Raw genomic sequence first — 16,869 nt, forward strand, 5'->3', positions numbered from 1 at the left:
TTGTCGTTTGTGGCTTGATTAAATGAGTGTAGGTTAGTCGTCTGCTGCTGCGGAACCTGCTGCCGCTGCTTTTGCGCTATGCTCCTTACCAATAGCCAGCGGGCGGGTGGTAGCTGTTGGAACAGGCTCAATCACCTGGCGGTTTTTCAGATCATAGCGCTGGCCCTCATGTAGAAAGAAGAAAGGACCGGAGGATGCTGTGAATACTTCCTTATCTTTCACTACATGTTTTACGCCATTGCCAATGATGGTGTTATAGTCATAAATGGCTACATATGATTTACCGATCACTTCCAGCGTATCGCGATGTACCCATATCGCAGTGGCCTGCTCCAGCCCAATGCCGATAAGCTCTGGCGCCTGGCGGATAAAATCGGTGAGATCAAACTGGCGGTTACGGGTCAGCAAATGCTGATCGATCGCGGAGTTTTTTAGGAAGCCTAATCCCTGCGTATGATCACCTATCAGCACTTGCGCCCCTTCGGTGTCGCCGCGCCACAGGAAAGATCCCTGGATGGAGGCGCCTGCCGAGCTTCCGGCAATCACGCCCCCGCGATCCAGTAAATCCAGAAAGGCCTGGTGTGCTTTAGTATTGAGATAAGACTGTGCTGGCCGCCATTGACGGCCGCCATCAAAGAAAACGGCGGTTGCGTGGTTAATAGCGGCTACAAACTGGTCGGAGTTAGCCACCGCAAGATCACCGGTGTGCAGGAGGGTTACATGCTCCACGCCTGTATTTTTCTTGATAGAACGAATGCTGCTCTGGCTAAATTCGGCCGAATCGCCGGTAGCGGTAGTCACTACAACGATATTGGCCTTTTCTTTTCCACCAGCCAGTTCCACAAATTTGGCCCATATAGCAGGCGTAGAACCGCCACCACCGATGATGATCAGCGATCCTTTTTCTGGTCCATGGCGGGTAGTTGATTTTTTGACGGTGACCGGCGATGACTGGGCCCGCGAAATGTGATAGCCGAACATCGCTATCAGGGCATAAAAGACAATTAATTTTTTCATGGCATTTTATTAAAGTTGAATAATATCAAAAGGAGGTTAATAGCCTGGGTTTTGTTTGATATTTGGATTCACGTCTACCTCGTTCTGCGGTATAGGCTGTAATCGCCTAATATCCGTTAGCGATACCTCTGGATAGCCCGGATAGCTGTAAGGCTGCGCAGGGCGATAGATCACCTGGTTAAGCCGGTAAAGATCGAATAGCCGCAGGCCTTCAAAGGCCAGTTCTTTGCGCCGCTCATTCACGATGTCATCCAGCAACTGCTGGCCGGAGGATACATAACCTGTAAAAGAAGGATCGCGTACCGTGGCCAGTTGGTTCAGGTAGTTGCGTGCGCTGGTCTCATCGCCTGTGCGCGCGTAACTTTCTGCCAGCGTGAGCAGCACTTCTGCATAACGGATAATCTTAATCTCATCCTTATCCGGGTTAGAAGCATTGGGATATTTATTGACCAGGAAGGCCGGCTGCCCGTTGCCTTTACGAATGCCGTTTACGATCAGGCCTTTCCGCAAATCAGTGGGCGTGTAGAGGTCATATAGTTCCTTCGTGCACAGCATTTCCCCGTTGCCGGCCTGGGAGAAAAAATCGGCCAGTCCGCTTACCGCACCCGTTGTGTTATTATTAAGCTCAAAAATGGTTTCCACCTTTCCATCTGTGGCGGTAGCACTGGTCCAGAACGATTTAAAGGCGCTGGCGGTTGTGGTAAGGGTATAGCCGCCTTGCGTTACCACCAAGAGCGCCGCTGCCTGGGCATTTGCATAATCGCCCCGGTATAGGAAGGCACGGGCTTCAATGGCCTTCGCCGCATATTTTGAGATGTAATTGGAGTTGGTAGCGTGAATGTTGGCCGCGATGGGGGTGTTGGGAAGGATCAGGAAAGCGCTGTCCAGGTCTGTTATAACCCGGTCGTACACTTCCTTCACGCTGTTGCGCGCGGGCTTGATATAAGGCCCCGTTTCATAAGTAGGTATGGTGATAATGGGTACGCCGTCTGCATCCGGGCTAATGGTGTTTGGCTTTGCAAAATAATTGACGAGCGTAAGATAGGTCAATGCCCTGATAGCATAGGCCTCTCCCTTCAACTGGTCTACCGTGGGGGTCGATGCGATGGGGGCGGCAATGATACGATTGGCCTGCAATATGGTATTGTAGCCTTGCAGCCAAATGCCATTAGCCTCCCCGCTGGTGGCGATAAAAGTATAGTTATTATCGCTGGTTAGTTGCCCGTAATTGGAGCTGCTGATAAATATATTATCCGCCAGCAGGTCGCCGAGGACTGGCACGTTCACTCCAAATAAACTGCTGTTTTTCGATGCCGTGTACATGCCATTCACCGCGTCTGCCAGATCATTCACGGTGTTAATAGCGGTAGAGGCGTTGACAGCAGTGGCCGATTGCTGCCGGAGAAAATCTTTCTTGCATGCTGTTAGTACTATTGCCGGGAGTAGCAAGCTCCAATATATTTTTTTCATGTAAGTCATATTTAAAATCCAACATTGAGACCAACGGTATATGTTTTGAATTGCGGGATGGTTACCGTGCCTGATTCCGGATCGTACGGGAGTTTTTTATCATAGGTCTTGGTCCATAGATTGGTGCCGCGCACGTACACATAAAGTTTGCTGATGGCGGTGGAGTGTTGCAAATAAGGCAGTTTTTTAAGATCATACCCCAGTGTAAAATTCTTTAGCTTAATAAAATCGCCCTTATATAAAAACCGTGAAGAATAAGCTTGGGATTGGTTTTGTCCGCCTGAACCGCCCCCTGCTATATATTTTGGTACATCAGTAACCTGGCCGGGCGTTGTCCAGCGGTTGTTGTAGGTGCGCTGGTATTTGTTAAAGGTGTAATAGTTTCCGTCGTAAAAGCGGGTAGACCATCCGTCAACGATATAGTTGCCGAAATTGTAGTAAAAATCCACGTTCAGGGCAATGCCTTTATAATAGAACGTATTGCTGAAGCCACCGAAATATTTGGGGGTGGCTGATTTATAAGGCACCCTTGCGGCTTTGTTATAATCGTTGATGGTTTTTGTGCGCGTTCCGTCGGTGTACCACAGCGCTTCCCCATTATCCGGATTTACACCCGCGTAAAGCCGCGTGTAATAGGTATAATAATCATACCCCTTCTGGAAATAGTAATTGCCATTTATAACCGAAGTATTGCCGCCAACGTCGGTCACGTGGTTATTATTAAAGGCAATGTTAAAGCTGGCATTCCAGTTAAAGCTTTTTGTTTTTACTGGTATCCCTCTTACGGATAGCTCTACTCCTTTGTTAAGCATAGAGCCGGAGTTGGCGTATGGGATATTAGCAAAGCCGGTGGTCATGGATATGGATACCTGTTGTATCAGCTTATAAATATTATTGTGGTAATAGTCTACATTGAAAATAAGTCGGTCTTCGAACAGGCCTGCATCTACACCGAGATCAAATTTCTTTTGCTGCTCCCATTGCAGGTCTGGATTGCCCACGCCATTGTAATTCTGTCCATTGCCGCCGCCATAATTGGAACCATAACTGGCGAGCGGTTGTGCGGCATAATCGCCTATTCCCTGTGCATTGCCGGTGGTACCAAAAGAGGTGTGGAACTTAGCGGTTGATAATATTGGTTGGTTTTCAAAGAAACGCTCTCCATCAATATTCCAGGCGCCTCCTATAGACCAGAAATTACCATATTGGTTGTCCAGTCCAAATACCGAAGAAGCATCCCGCCGGAAGGTGGCGCTCAGCGAATAACGGTTCTTATAATTGCTGCTGCCTCGGAAGTACACTGAATTAAAGGTGGAACCGGAAGAGCTGCCGGAAGCCAGCGTGGGTGTGGCTGCATTGGCCAGCGCATTCAGGTCGGGCTGGGTCAGCGGAAAACCCGTTCCCGAGGCCCGGAGTTCATAACGAGAATATTTTTGGGCTTCGTAACCAGCGGTAAGATTGAGATAGAAGTCTTGGGCTTTTGAAAAATTAAAGCGGTAGTCTAACTGGTTGCGCAGTAGCCAGTTGAAATACCGGTTATAGGCATTCGAGGCAGATCCATTGGAGCTTTGAGAATTACCCAGTATCGGGTTTTCAAACTGAATTTCCTCCAGCACGTTATAATCAATACTGGCATAGCTGGAAAAGCGGAGCTGGTCCCAAATGTGCCAGTTAACATTCAAATTGCCCAGGGCCCTTGTTTGGGATAGGGTATGCTTATCATAGGCGGCTATCCATAAAGGGTTATAGTGTGCCACGAAGCCGGTATTACTGGAGCTGCTGGAGTTAATGCTGCCATCGTCGTTATATGCTCGCTGGAAAGGGCGCAGGATGGAAGCTGCGAAAACCGGGTTAGCCCAGGAGCCGGTAGTGCCTACCGGCGATAGCTGATTAACGTTCGACACATTTAACCCTGCTGCCACGCTGATGTTTTTGCTGATCCGTTGGTCAACGTTCAGCAGGCCGTTCACCCGTTTCAGGGCCGACCCTATAATCGTGGCCTGCTGGTCGAAGTAACCGAGCGATAGAAAGACCTTTATATTTTCATTGCCTCCCCGCACAGATACATTGTATTGTTGCTGGCGGCCGGTTCTGTGAATAATATCCTGCCAGTTGGTCGTCTTGCCGCTGTTAAAGCCGTAGCTTTCGGCCAGGGCCGCGATCTGATCGGGCGTATAAGTGCCCGCATTACGCAGACCTTCGATAAACAAGGTAGAAAACTGGTCGGCATTCAACGGCTGACCTGCGGCGGGCAGGGGTATGGTGCTGGTATTGCCTGTTTCTGCGTCGAGGTTCACCTGGGCTTTGCCCACCTTTCCCTTTTTGGTAGTGATAATGATCACGCCGTTTGATCCGCGGGAGCCGTAGATCGAAGTGGCGGAAGCATCTTTAAGTACCGTATAGCTTTCAATATCATCTGCATTCAGTCCGGCCAGTGCATTGGAAGAATTGTTAATGCCGGACGTTAGCCGCGACAGGTCGCCGGCGTTTACAATCATACCATCAATTACATACAATGGGTTAGAGCTTAAGGCGGTAGACCCAAGCCCTCTTAAACGTACCTGCACATTGGCACCGGGCTGCCCACTTGTAACAGCCACCCCAAGCCCGGCTACCTGGCCCTGTAAAGCAAGCTGGGGGCTTGATAGCGGCTTGTTCTCCAAAGTGGCTCCTTTTACGATGGCAGCTGAGCCGGTATATGATTTTTTGCTTTGGCTGGAGTAAGTGTCATTTACGACGATCTCCGATAATTCGTTGACATTCTCTGCGAGCCTGACGGTAACAGGGCCGCCATTCACGACCACCTCCTGCTTCTTGTACCCGATATAGCTTACGATCAGGACGTAGGGGAATTTCTGGCCGGTGGCAAATCTGAAATTGCCGGAAGCATCTGTGGATACGGCGTGTGTAGTACTTTTAATAATAACAACGGCGCCGGGAAGTGGGTCTCCTGTACGTTCGTCCACTACCTTCCCTTCCAGCTTGGAATTAATAATGGAAACGGGGGATTGCTGTGCGTATACTAAAGGTCGAATGCACAGCAGGACAGCAAATGCTACCAATAGTTTAAAGGGACGCATGGTCTGCTTACTTGTAAAAACATTCATAATTCAATATTGGTAAGTGAATGATTCATAGGTTCGGGTACCTGCACACGAACCCTGTTGACAGGCGTTCCTATCAACGGTACTACATTGTTTAACAGGAGAGAGGAGACATGACGCGCTAAACGACAGAAGGTGGCATACTGCGCCTATTGAAGCGGGTGCTCCATTTATTCAATTAACGTATAATTTGCTGGTAGCGCAATAAGAATTAAAAGCAACAACACTTGTTATACAACGAAATACAGTATACTTGCTGCCTGCTTTCAGCGGCATTTCTTTGGTTGATAGATGAATGATTCATGGCATCCTTGATGTTAACCGGACACAAACATATAAATTATTACTAAAAGTCTATAGGGTTAGTGGACTATTAATAAAAAGAGTGACTTTGAACAAGTAAAAAACTATTTGAGAGATGGGCCACCAGTAGGGCTCCGCCTCTGTTTTTTAGGTGTTTCCATATTCCGGCAGATTACTATATTTTGTATTTTCACCCCATTATTTAAAAAACGGGTATTGGCCCCATCACTTTCTGCCAGAATGTAACATGCAACCAACCATCATTTATGAACAAAAGATCGGGGAGATTAAAGTAAGGCTAGCCGATGCAGCCACCCGGATGAAATGGCTCTCTTTCATCCGGCTGCTCGCCTTCGCTGCGGCGGTAGCCTGCGTGTACAAGTGTTTTGGGCCAGGCGCCTGGTTGCTGGCGCCTGTAGGCGTGGTGGCGGCGCTTGTAATATTTGCGTATAGCCTTCGCCGTTATCAGCACGCACTACAATATGAAGCCCTGCAAAAAGCCTTGTTGCAACTCAATGAAAAGGAGCTGCACCTGGTTTTGCACCATGAATCGCGTTTCGACGATGGGCAGGCATTCTCCGACGAGCAGCATGCCTTTTCCGGGGATCTTGATCTTTTTGGACCGGCCTCCCTGTACCAGCACCTGAACCGCACGGGCACTTTGTCGGGCAGTGAGCAACTGGCCAGTATGCTAAAAATGCCCTTGCAACAGGCCGCAGCCATTACCGACGTGCAGGATGTTGTAAAAGACCTGGCGCCGAAACTGGATTTCCGGCAGCTGCTGGCGGCGCAGGGCAGCCTCACCGGGGAAAAAGCCGGCGATCACGATCGCCTGAAGGCCTGGCTGGCCATGCCCTTGTACTTTCTGCCCAACAAGGGCCTGAACATACTACGCTTCGTAAGCCTGGTGCTAACCCTAACGGCTATTGCGGTTACCATTGTGTTACACAACTTCTATCCATTGATGGTGATGCTGGGATGTAATACGGTGTTATTGGTGAGCATTGGTAAAAAAGTGATTGTGCAACATCATCAACTGGGCAGCCAGGAAAAAATATTATACCGTTTCGCAGAAATATTATTACTCATCCGGAACGAATCTTTCACCGTGGGCGGCCTGCAAAGCCAGCAGGAGCAAGCCCGGGAGGCTGATGTGGCCTTGCGTAAACTGGCCCGCATCAGCAGTGCGCTGGACCAGCGTAACAATTTGCTGGTACCCTTGTTTTTAGGCACCTTCTTTTTGTATGACCTGCATTGCGCATATGCGCTGGAAAAGTGGAAGGCCCAATATCGCGACCAGGTGCCAGAATGGCTGGCCGTAATTGCCCAGATGGAGGCCTGGAACAGCCTGGCCACCTTTGCATACAACCATCCAACGTATGCTTATCCTGTGTTGAATGAAGCGGAGAAAGGTATTGTGGCTGCGGGACTTTGCCACCCTCTCATAGCGCCGGAAGCCTGTGTAAAGAACGATTGCGTGCTTACCGGAAATACCCAGTTTCTTATCATCACCGGTTCTAACATGAGCGGAAAAAGCACCTTCCTGCGCAGTGTGGGTGCCAACCTGGTGCTGGCCATGTGCGGAGCACCGGTAGGGGCAGACAGCTTCCTATTTGCGCCTATGGAGGTAATGACCTCCATGCGTATTAAAGATTCTATTGCCAAACATACTTCCTACTTTCAGGCCGAGCTGCTGCGGTTGCAGCAAATAGTATTCGCCCTGCAAAAAGGCCAACGCGTGTTTATTATCCTTGATGAAATATTGAAAGGCACCAATTCTGAGGATAAATTATCCGGCTCGCGCAAGCTGGTGGAGCAATTCCTGCAATACAACTGCCTGGGCATGATTGCTACGCACGACCTGGAGTTGGGTCAACTGGAAAGCACCCACCCGCAGCAAGTGAAAAATTATTGCTTTGAAAGCACGATCTCTGATGCGGGTCTGTTTTTCGATTACCGCATCCGTAAAGGAATTGCGCGGAATAAGAACGCTACTTTTTTGATGGAGCAATTGGGCATCATTTAAATAGTAGCCAGTATAATAAAGTAACATAACCGCTCTCACCAGGGCGGTTTTTTTGTTAAAAAATAAACTTGTAGGCACTAAATAAATTAGTACTTTTACTAAAATAATTAGTAATGACCTTGCCGTTTGAAAATGGATCGCCAGAGAACGCCTATTATAAAGGCAGGGGTGCACAACTGAACCCGAAGAACAGGTTTTTAGCAGAAGAGTATGCCCAGGAACATCCCGAGGGTATTGATGAATGGTGGCAGGCCGATGTGCCCACCCAGCTATTGGAGGAACATGCTAAGACCCTGGTCAATAAAGTAGATAGCCCAGACGTGGGCATGTGGTATTCCATGAATCCCTATCAAGGCTGCGAACATGGCTGTATTTATTGTTATGCGCGCAATGCGCACCAGTACTGGGGGCTGAGCGCCGGGCTGGATTTTGAACGCAAGATCATCGTAAAGAAAAATGCGCCGGAATTACTCCGCAAATTTCTCGACAATAAAAACTGGCAGGTGAAACCGCTGAGCCTTTCCGGCAATACCGACTGCTACCAGCCTGTGGAAAGAAAAATGTTTATCACCCGCCAACTGCTGGAGGTGGCGCTGGAATACAAGCAGCCCATTGGCATCATTACCAAAAACTCCCTGGTACTGCGCGATAAGTATTTATTGCAGCAGCTCGCCAAAGATAACCTGGTGGTAGTATATATATCCATTACTACCCTGGACGAAGACCTGCGGCAGAAAATGGAACCGCGTACGGCTACGGCCCTCCAGCGCCTGAAGGTGTTAAAAGAGCTTACGGAGCTGGGTATTCCGGTGGGGGTTATGACAGCCCCTTTAATTCCCGGTATCAATGAACACGAAATGCCTAAACTGCTGGAAGCTGCTGCACATGCAGGTGCCAAATGGGCCGGTTATACCATTGTACGGCTGAACGATGCGGTAAAGATCATCTTCAAGGACTGGTTGTTTAAGAACTTTCCCGACAGGGGGGATAAGGTGTGGCACCTGATCGAAAGCTGCCATGGCGGCACAGTAAACGATAGCGAATTTGGCCGCCGCATGCGTGGAGAGGGCAATGTGGCCGGGATGATCCAACAACAATTTAAGATACATACCAAAAGACTGGGATTGAACATGGAAAAATTTGAGTTCAATACCGAATTATTCCGCCGCCCGCAGGCACAGCTTTCCTTATTTTAGGAAGTAAGGATTTCGGCCTGAATTAAACCCGCATTAAAATTTAGATTCCCAGAAACATGCAATTATTCCTTTTATGGCTTCATAGGCTGGGTAGGTAATGTTCCTGCCTTCTATAACGTATTGATTAAAAATACAAGTCGTAAATGCTTGCAGAAAACCGCAAAAAATCGCAGTCATAAATTTGCAGCTAACCAATGAAATAGGGAAAAAATCTTTAAAAAAACTTTCAGTTCAAATTGAAAATATCGAAAATAGGAGTACATTTGTTTTAGTAAGAAATTCAATGAACACAATACGCAAACACATGATAAATGCACATGCACTTTCCTGTAAAAAGCAGGTCTGTATGGGTTTGCGGGCTGGTGAAACCGGTTGTTAACGAAGGAAAAGTTACAAGCAGTATAAACTAAGGTCCCGCACTAAAAGGTGATGGGACCTTTTGCTTTTTAAGATTTGTAATGAAAATACAAGCAGCACTAAAGCAACAAATGGGCACAAGGTCGTATAATTTAATCCTGGTAAAAAAACAGGTACGAATTATGCAAGGGAAGTCATTTGCCTGTGCGGCAACAATGGGAAGGGTAAGCATACCATAGTAAAGATCATCTTTACCACTGTATCGCTTCCCGGACCAAATAAAGGCCGGGTTTTTTATTGCCCGGAACCAGAAGGGTAGATCCAGTTTTTGGTTGTAGGTACATGTAAAGCCCTTCCAATTAAAATGTAAGTATTAATCCGGCAGAGCGGTTGTAATATAAAAGTTCTTTAAAGTATCCATGGTTTTTAAAGACCCCATCCAGAACAACGAGATGTTAGATTTCCACGGTATATTTTAATATTCATTAACAACAACAGTCGTATTTGTCCTTCATCATGTAATAGCAAGACAATACACCATTTATATATAGCCGAATGCTGTCAAAGCCCTGACAGCAGTGAAGCACAAAACCGATACATCATGAGAAACGTAATTCAGGCAGTCAGAGAGGCATTGCAAACAAATTTTAAAGAGTTAGATCACTGGTTCGACAAGGAAGCCGCGCTGGTTGATTACAAACCGGCAAAGGATCAATGGAGTGTGCGTGAGGTACTGGAACATATCAGTTTAACCAATTACTTTCTCTTGCTTATCATTAACAAGAGTACCCGCCGTGCGCTGGAGCGTAAACGGGCGGGGCAAACCGTAATCATTTCCGCCGATTACGATCATAAGTTCGAGGAGATCGATGCCTTGGGTAAAACCAACGGCGGTTGGATACGTCCGGAGCATATGGAACCTACCGGGCAAAAAAATATGAATGATGTGCGCAACCTGCTTAAACAGCAATATGCGCAATGCATGTATAACCTTTCACTGCTGAAAAATGGGGAAGGTAGATTGGTGTACACACATATGTCTGTAAATAAGCTAGGCAAACTAGATATCTATCAGTATATCTACTTCCTGACCAAGCACATTGAACGGCATATACGCCAGATGAGAAGGCTGGAAAAACAATTAGCTTCTGAACAAGTACTTACCGCAGCTGTGCATTAAGTAGCGGTTTACCCTAATTTTAACAAAAATGCCGGCCATGTGCCGGCATTTTTAATTTACCTCCCGACCCATTTGCCTATTTTATCGACAAATACTCCTTATTAGTCTACAAAAACTATGGAGTATTAGGATAATATTCCTATTATTGCATTGCCATCCACCTGGCTTTACGATTGCTGCCACCGCGATCGTCGTCATCATTTACCTGTTCCTGTAAATTAAATTGTACACTGTGCCGCAACACCTTAATCCGATGGCCTTTGCTATTCCGTTATTCCTCGCGCTGATGGGCGCTGAGTGGTGGTATTCCCGTAAAACCGGCAAACATTATTTTAACTTCCGCAATTCCATTTCCAATCTCAACGTGGGCATTGCGGAAAGATTAATAGATACTTTTACAACCGGCATCTTTTATTTTGTATACCTCTATTTATATAAGCACTTTGCCCTTTTCCATTTTAAGTCCAGCATATTGCAATGGATAGCTCTGCTGATCTGCACAGACTTTATCTGGTATTGGTATCACCGGCTGGCGCATGAAATGAATATTTTCTGGGCGGCTCATGTGGTACATCACCAGAGCGACGATTTTAATTATACGGTATCTGCCCGTATTACTGTGTTCCAAGCCATTATCCGTACCGGTTTTTGGGCGGTATTACCTGTGCTGGGCTTCGCACCGGGTATGATCACCAGCATGCTGCTGGTGCATGGGCTGTATCCATTCTTCATTCATACCCGTACCATCGGCAAATTAGGATTCCTGGAATATTTTCTGGTAACGCCCAGTCACCATCGTGTACACCATGCCAGCGATGAAGATTACCTGGATAAGAATTACGGTGATGTATTTATTATATGGGATAAGCTTTTTGGGACTTTTGTAGCGGAAACGCATGAACCAGTGTATGGCCTTACCAAACCATTGGAAAGCCATAGCTTCCTGTGGCAGCATTTTCATTTTTACCTGGAATTGCTACATGGGGTGCGCCGTACTGAAGGTTTTAAAAACAAAATCAAACTCATATTCGGTAAGCCAGACCTGCTGGACCCCACCATTCGTCCTAAGCTGGAGGAGAAATACCTGTTGCGCAACGATACTGTGCAGGCCACCCGCCGGTTGCATGATTACGTGGTGATACAGATCGCCATAACACTAGCCGGGCTTTTTACCTTTTTGCTGTTGGAATACTACATTCCTGCTTTTGTGCAGGCGCTGATCACACTGTTTATATTGATTACCCTGATCAACTGCGGGGCCATATTGGAGCAGCGACGCTGGGTGTTTTACCTGGAGTATGCGAGGTTCTCCCTGATTTTCATTGCTGCTTACTGCTATTTCCCGTATGCTGCACTGTTGTGGATACCCGCACTGGTATTGCCCATGGCATTGTATTACGATTCCAAACTGAAACAGCAGTATTTGCGACTGGTGTACGGGCGTACGGCGTAAAAATATTTACAGGAATACGAAGGAACAGTGGGGAAGTCTTGAAGGGCTTTCCCATTTGTATTTCTGGGAAGCTGGCTTGGGAAAGCAGGGGTCAGTGCCGGACTAATTGGGTCTTTAGCATACGGCGGGCAAAGTGAATACGGCTTTTGATGGTGCCTAGTGGCTCGGACAGAATGTCGGCGATTTCATAATACTTAAATCCCTCAAAATACAACTGGAACGGTTTTTTGAAAATGACGGGCAATACGTGTACCGCGCCCTGTATGTCCTTTATTCTCATATTGCTTTCCGCACTGTTGCCTATAGCTGTTTGCTGGTAATTAAACAGGAAATCATTGGAGGCGTAATCCATAAACAGCAATTGTTTGGTCTTGCGCCGGTAATTATTGATGAAAATATTCCGCATGATGGTAAACAGCCAGGCCCGGATATTGGTACCTGCCAGGTATTTCTCCTGGTTGGCCAGGGCGCGGTACATCGTTTCCTGAAAAAGATCTTTGGCCTGCTCGGGGTCTTTGGTGAGGGTCACGGCGAAAGGTTTCAGAAAATCAGCATTGCCCAGGAGGAGTACTGTGAAATCAGTCGTAGACATGTTGTTTAACTTTATTCGTTTGTAATTTAAACAAAAATACCTGCTGTATTAAAAAGATACGAAAAAATCTGGGGGTGGCAGCGGTATTGTTGGTTTTATTTTCGGAGAAAGGAGGAATATGGGGGCTGATTGACATGGTAGAGGTTGGTATTTGTGATAATGGAGGGAGGACCTGTTGGGAGAAGAGGTATATTATAGGAATGTTAATTGGGAAGGTTTATCCGCTTTCTGTGCGGATTGTTAAAAACCGGAGATATTTTTGCTAGAAAGGTCCAGATTGCACGAAATATTGCAGATTTAACAGATTGGAATGGGCGCTTTTTGCTTAATTTACCGCCACGTGCAGGGAAAGGAAGCCAACTAAAGCATTAAGTACCAGTCAGTTTAGGCCTGAATAACATTTCTGTGTTATTTTTAATAGCTTTGCGCGTATTTTTTAAATGTTTTGTGGTAAACGCTCACCTACAGAGCGTGGAGCCCTGAAAAGTTCAAGTTCGTTATCCGATAGTCACATGTTGAAAAGACTTTTTTTACTTTCTTTTTTTGCGTTTTTTAGTTTGTGTGCGATTGCACAGGTCCCGTCATCTATTTCGGCCAGCCAGTTACAGCAGACGAATGTGGATAATTTGTCAGATGATCAGATACGGCAGGCCGTACAGCAGATGAAGCAAAGAGGGTTGAGTTTTGGAGACATTGATAGTTATGGACAGCAACAGGGCATCTCACCTGAACAGACCCAAAAATTGAAACAGCGTATCCAACAGTTGAATCTCGATAAGGAATTGGATGGCACCATGGGAAACTCTCCCATTAAAAAGTCTATTTTCAATGAAGATGAGGATGCCGATCGTCAGCTTAGTGACTCTGCAGACTATGTCCGTAAAACGCAACAACAGAACTGGCAGGACAGAATGGAAGAGCGGGAGCGGATCCGACGCATGAAAAAAATATTCGGTTCGGAACTGTTCAATTCCCAAAATCTTACTTTTGAGCCCAACCTGCGTATGCCTACGCCGACCAACTATCGCCTGGCAGCCAATGATGAAATACTGATAGACATTTCGGGTTATTCTGATGATGTACAGAAATTAAAAGTAACCTCGGAGGGTTATATTCGTATTCCGAACTTAGGCCCGGTATATGTAAATGGCCTTACGATGGAAGAGGCGAAGGCTCGTATTATCAAGCAACTCTCCTCTATTTATAGCGGTATCAAAACCGGCCAAACGGTGGTAAATATTTCTCTCGGCGCTATCCGCACCATTCGTGTGTTGCTGATTGGGGAAGTGAACCGTCCCGGTAATTACTCCCTGCCTTCTTTGGCTACTGTGATGAATGCGCTATATGCATCCGGAGGGCCCAGTGAAAATGGCTCATTCCGTAATATTCAGGTGTATCGCAATGGTGCGGTGGCGGCAACTTTTGATCTGTATGCCTTCTTGATGAATGGGGATTTGCGCCAAAGCATTGTGTTGCAGGACCAGGATATTATCAAGGTAAATGCGTACGACATTCATGTAGAATTGCAAGGTGCGGTAAAGCGACCTGCCATCTTTGAAGTAAAGCCAGAAGAAACATTGGCGGACGTACTGCATTTTGCCGGCGGGTTTAATGATATGGCATACAAGGATGTTATAAAGGCATCCCGGATAAATAATCATGAAAAGCAAATTGTGAGTGTAACGCCGCAGGAGGCCGGAACTTTCCATCTGAAAACGGGTGATTTGTTCCTGGTGGATTCTATTGTGAACCGCTACACCAATCGCATTACTATTGCCGGCGCTGTATTTCATCCAGGAGAATATCAACTGGACAGTGCATTGACGCTGGGCGCCCTGATCCGTAAAGCCGATGGTTTAAAGGAGGACGCCAGTTTAACCCGGGGCATCATACGCCGCCTGAAAAGTGATTATATGCCAGCCATGCTGAGTTTCAATGTGGGAGACGTGGTATCCGGCAAAGCAGATATACCGCTGCAGCGTGAGGACAGTGTGGTGATTTATTCCAAGCAGGGCTTGCGGGAAGCCTACCTGGTGCAGATCTCCGGGGAAGTGAATAATGAAGGATATTTCAATTTTGCCGATAGTATGCGCCTGGAAGATCTTATCCTGATGGCCGGTGGCCTGAAAGATGCGGCTTCTGTTCAACATGTGGAAGTGACCCGTCGCATCCGCAAAGAAGGGTACGATCCACAAGATCCTAGTATGGCAATCGTTAAGCAATTTGATCTTAATAAGGAATTATCATCAGCCCAAGGGGATCTAAATTTTGTACTTGAACCATTTGATCAGGTGTACATTCGAAAAGAACCCTCCTACAGTGAACAAGCTACTGTAAATGTAGATGGTGAAGTTGTATATGCAGGCAATTTTACCATCCAAAATCGTAAAGAGCATTTATCAGACCTTGTCGGACGTGCGGGAGGCCTGCGAACAGAAGCTTTCCCCGAAGGAGCGGTGCTTTTGCGCAAGACGTTTACGAATGGAAGTGACAGCGCTTTGCTGGCTAATAAACTGGGCGTGTTTTACAGTAAATTGATGGATAGTTCTACGAATAACAGGGTTCGTGAGAATATTGAGCGTAACTATCAGGTAGTAGACATCAACCTTCAAAAAGTTATGGCTAATCCGCATTCCAAATATGATCTGCTTGTGGAGAACGGCGATATCCTTAAAGTGCCGAAAAAGTTACAAACGGTTCAACTTTTTGGAGAGGTATATTTCCCAAAGAAAGAGCGTTATGATGCCTCCTTATCATTCCGGGAATATATCAGAGGCGCCGGAGGATTTACTTCACAATCCTTACGCCGCAGAAGTTACGTAGTATATGCGAATGGAGAAGTGAAAAACACACGTAAAATATTCTTTTTCAACAGCTATCCGAAATTAAAGCCGGGTGCAGAAATTTATGTGCCGGCAAAAAGTATAAAGCCAGGAGTTAATGCCCAGGAGTTGATTGGTTTCACTACGGGTATAGCTGCATTAGCCGCCATTATTGTTACGTTATTAAAGTAAACCTGCTATCAGGTGAAAAATAAATTTATTTATTCGCAACAAATGGAAGTTGGACAGCATAAAAAGACATTGCATCAAGACGAGGTTTCGGTGAAGGAGTTGGTGCTTAAATTAAGAGACTGGTATCGTTACCTGCTTAGCAAATGGCTTAGTATCCTTATTGTTGTGTTGATTGGGGCCTGCCTCGGATTATTGTATGCCACTTTTAAGAAGGCGGAATATGAAGGGGAACTCACTTTTGTAGTGGAGGAGGGTAAATCGTCTGGCGGGTTGGGCGCTTACGCCGGCATCGCCAGTCAGTTTGGAATTGATATTGGTGGCGGTGGGTCTTCTGGTGTATTTTCCGGAGATAATATTCTTGAATTTCTTAAGTCGAGACTGATAGTGGAAAAAACATTGCTGGAGCCATTGATATCAGGAAAAGATACTTCTTCGCTGGCTGAAATGTATATCGATACCTATGAAATGCGCAAGGCGTGGGTTCATGATCCGAAATTAGTCAACCTACATTTTATCCCAAGAGAGTTGGGCAAGGGAAACACCCGCATACAGGACAGTATTTTAAACGTACTCTTCTCTGCTATTGTGAAAAAGAATCTGGTAGTAACCAAGCCAGATAAAAAATTGAGTTTCATTTCTGTAGCGGTAACCTCTAGGGCTGAAATTTTTTCCAAATGCTTTACAGAAAGGCTAGTACAGGAGGCAATTACTTTTTACGTGGACACCAAGACGAAGCGTTCACAGACCAACGTGAACTTATTGCAGGCAAAGGCAGATTCACTGGAGCAATTGCTCAATAGTAAATCCTATGCCATTGCCCGTTCCAGAGATATGAACATTAATCCTGCCCGTCAGCTGGCTACAGTAGAAACTGAACTGGGTACAAGGGATAAGATGGTCTTGCAGACTATGTACGGCGAGGTGGTGAAAAACCTAGAGTTTAGCCGTATGACCATGGAGCAAGAAACCCCGGTGATCCAGGTCATCGATACACCTATCTTGCCCTTGAACAAGGTGAAATTCGGCAAGCTGAAAGGACTGATCGTGGGTGGTTTCCTGGCAGGTTTCTTTGTTTTGGTAATTCTTATTCTCAGAAAACTATATAAAGAAGCACTCGAATAAGTGTAACAAACCCATTAATTGGGATTAAATATCTT

General features: G+C 46.3%; 10 protein-coding genes. 6 read left to right on the forward strand and 4 right to left on the reverse strand.

The window, feature by feature from the left end; genetic code table 11:
- Positions 1-33: 33 nt before the first annotated feature.
- The 3 genes from GA0116948_RS15485 to GA0116948_RS15495 are packed head-to-tail and all read right to left on the reverse strand — an operon-like array spanning position 34 to position 5,594.
- On the reverse strand, positions 34-1,017 hold the full coding sequence (locus GA0116948_RS15485) for a cyanophycinase (protein ID WP_089713860.1): 984 nt from the start codon (positions 1,015-1,017) through the stop codon (positions 34-36).
- Positions 1,018-1,053: 36 nt separating this feature from the next.
- Positions 1,054-2,487, reverse strand: a complete 1,434-nt coding sequence (locus tag GA0116948_RS15490; protein WP_165798506.1) for a RagB/SusD family nutrient uptake outer membrane protein — start codon at positions 2,485-2,487, stop codon at positions 1,054-1,056.
- Between the two features lie 11 nt (positions 2,488-2,498).
- On the reverse strand, positions 2,499-5,594 hold the full coding sequence (locus tag GA0116948_RS15495) for a SusC/RagA family TonB-linked outer membrane protein (protein WP_089713864.1): 3,096 nt from the start codon (positions 5,592-5,594) through the stop codon (positions 2,499-2,501).
- Between the two features lie 547 nt (positions 5,595-6,141).
- Here GA0116948_RS15495 and GA0116948_RS15500 point away from each other — a divergent pair.
- The 4 genes from GA0116948_RS15500 to GA0116948_RS15515 all read left to right on the forward strand — a co-directional run bounded on the left by GA0116948_RS15500 (position 6,142) and on the right by GA0116948_RS15515 (position 12,106).
- Positions 6,142-7,920 carry a MutS-related protein gene (locus tag GA0116948_RS15500; protein WP_089713865.1) on the forward strand — a complete coding sequence of 593 codons (1,779 nt, stop codon included), beginning with the start codon at positions 6,142-6,144 and terminating at the stop codon, positions 7,918-7,920.
- Positions 7,921-8,033: 113 nt separating this feature from the next.
- Entirely contained in the window at positions 8,034-9,116 is a 1,083-nt protein-coding gene (locus GA0116948_RS15505; protein ID WP_089713867.1) for a PA0069 family radical SAM protein, read from the forward strand.
- Between the two features lie 958 nt (positions 9,117-10,074).
- A complete protein-coding gene (locus GA0116948_RS15510) occupies positions 10,075-10,653 on the forward strand; it encodes a DinB family protein (protein WP_089713869.1) in 579 nt (192 codons plus the stop codon).
- 232 nt (positions 10,654-10,885) lie between these two features.
- Positions 10,886-12,106, forward strand: coding sequence for a sterol desaturase family protein (locus tag GA0116948_RS15515; protein WP_240619229.1), 1,221 nt, complete (start codon positions 10,886-10,888; stop codon positions 12,104-12,106).
- A 91-nt stretch (positions 12,107-12,197) separates the two neighbouring features.
- Here the strand turns inward: GA0116948_RS15515 and GA0116948_RS15520 are convergent, their stop codons facing one another.
- On the reverse strand, positions 12,198-12,698 hold the full coding sequence (locus GA0116948_RS15520) for an RNA polymerase sigma factor (protein WP_089713873.1): 501 nt from the start codon (positions 12,696-12,698) through the stop codon (positions 12,198-12,200).
- Positions 12,699-13,210: 512 nt separating this feature from the next.
- Between GA0116948_RS15520 and GA0116948_RS15525 the strand changes: the two genes are divergently transcribed.
- Together GA0116948_RS15525 and GA0116948_RS15530 are read left to right on the forward strand one after the other, a co-directional pair.
- Positions 13,211-15,712, forward strand: a complete 2,502-nt coding sequence (locus GA0116948_RS15525) for an SLBB domain-containing protein (RefSeq protein WP_165798505.1) — start codon at positions 13,211-13,213, stop codon at positions 15,710-15,712.
- Between the two features lie 12 nt (positions 15,713-15,724).
- Positions 15,725-16,834 (forward strand): lipopolysaccharide biosynthesis protein, encoded by a 1,110-nt coding sequence (locus GA0116948_RS15530; RefSeq protein ID WP_123891838.1) that lies wholly within the window; start codon positions 15,725-15,727, stop codon positions 16,832-16,834.
- Positions 16,835-16,869 lie beyond the last annotated feature (35 nt).

The organism is Chitinophaga costaii, from assembly GCF_900094705.1.
Taxonomy (GTDB): Bacteria; Bacteroidota; Bacteroidia; order Chitinophagales; family Chitinophagaceae; genus Chitinophaga; species Chitinophaga costaii.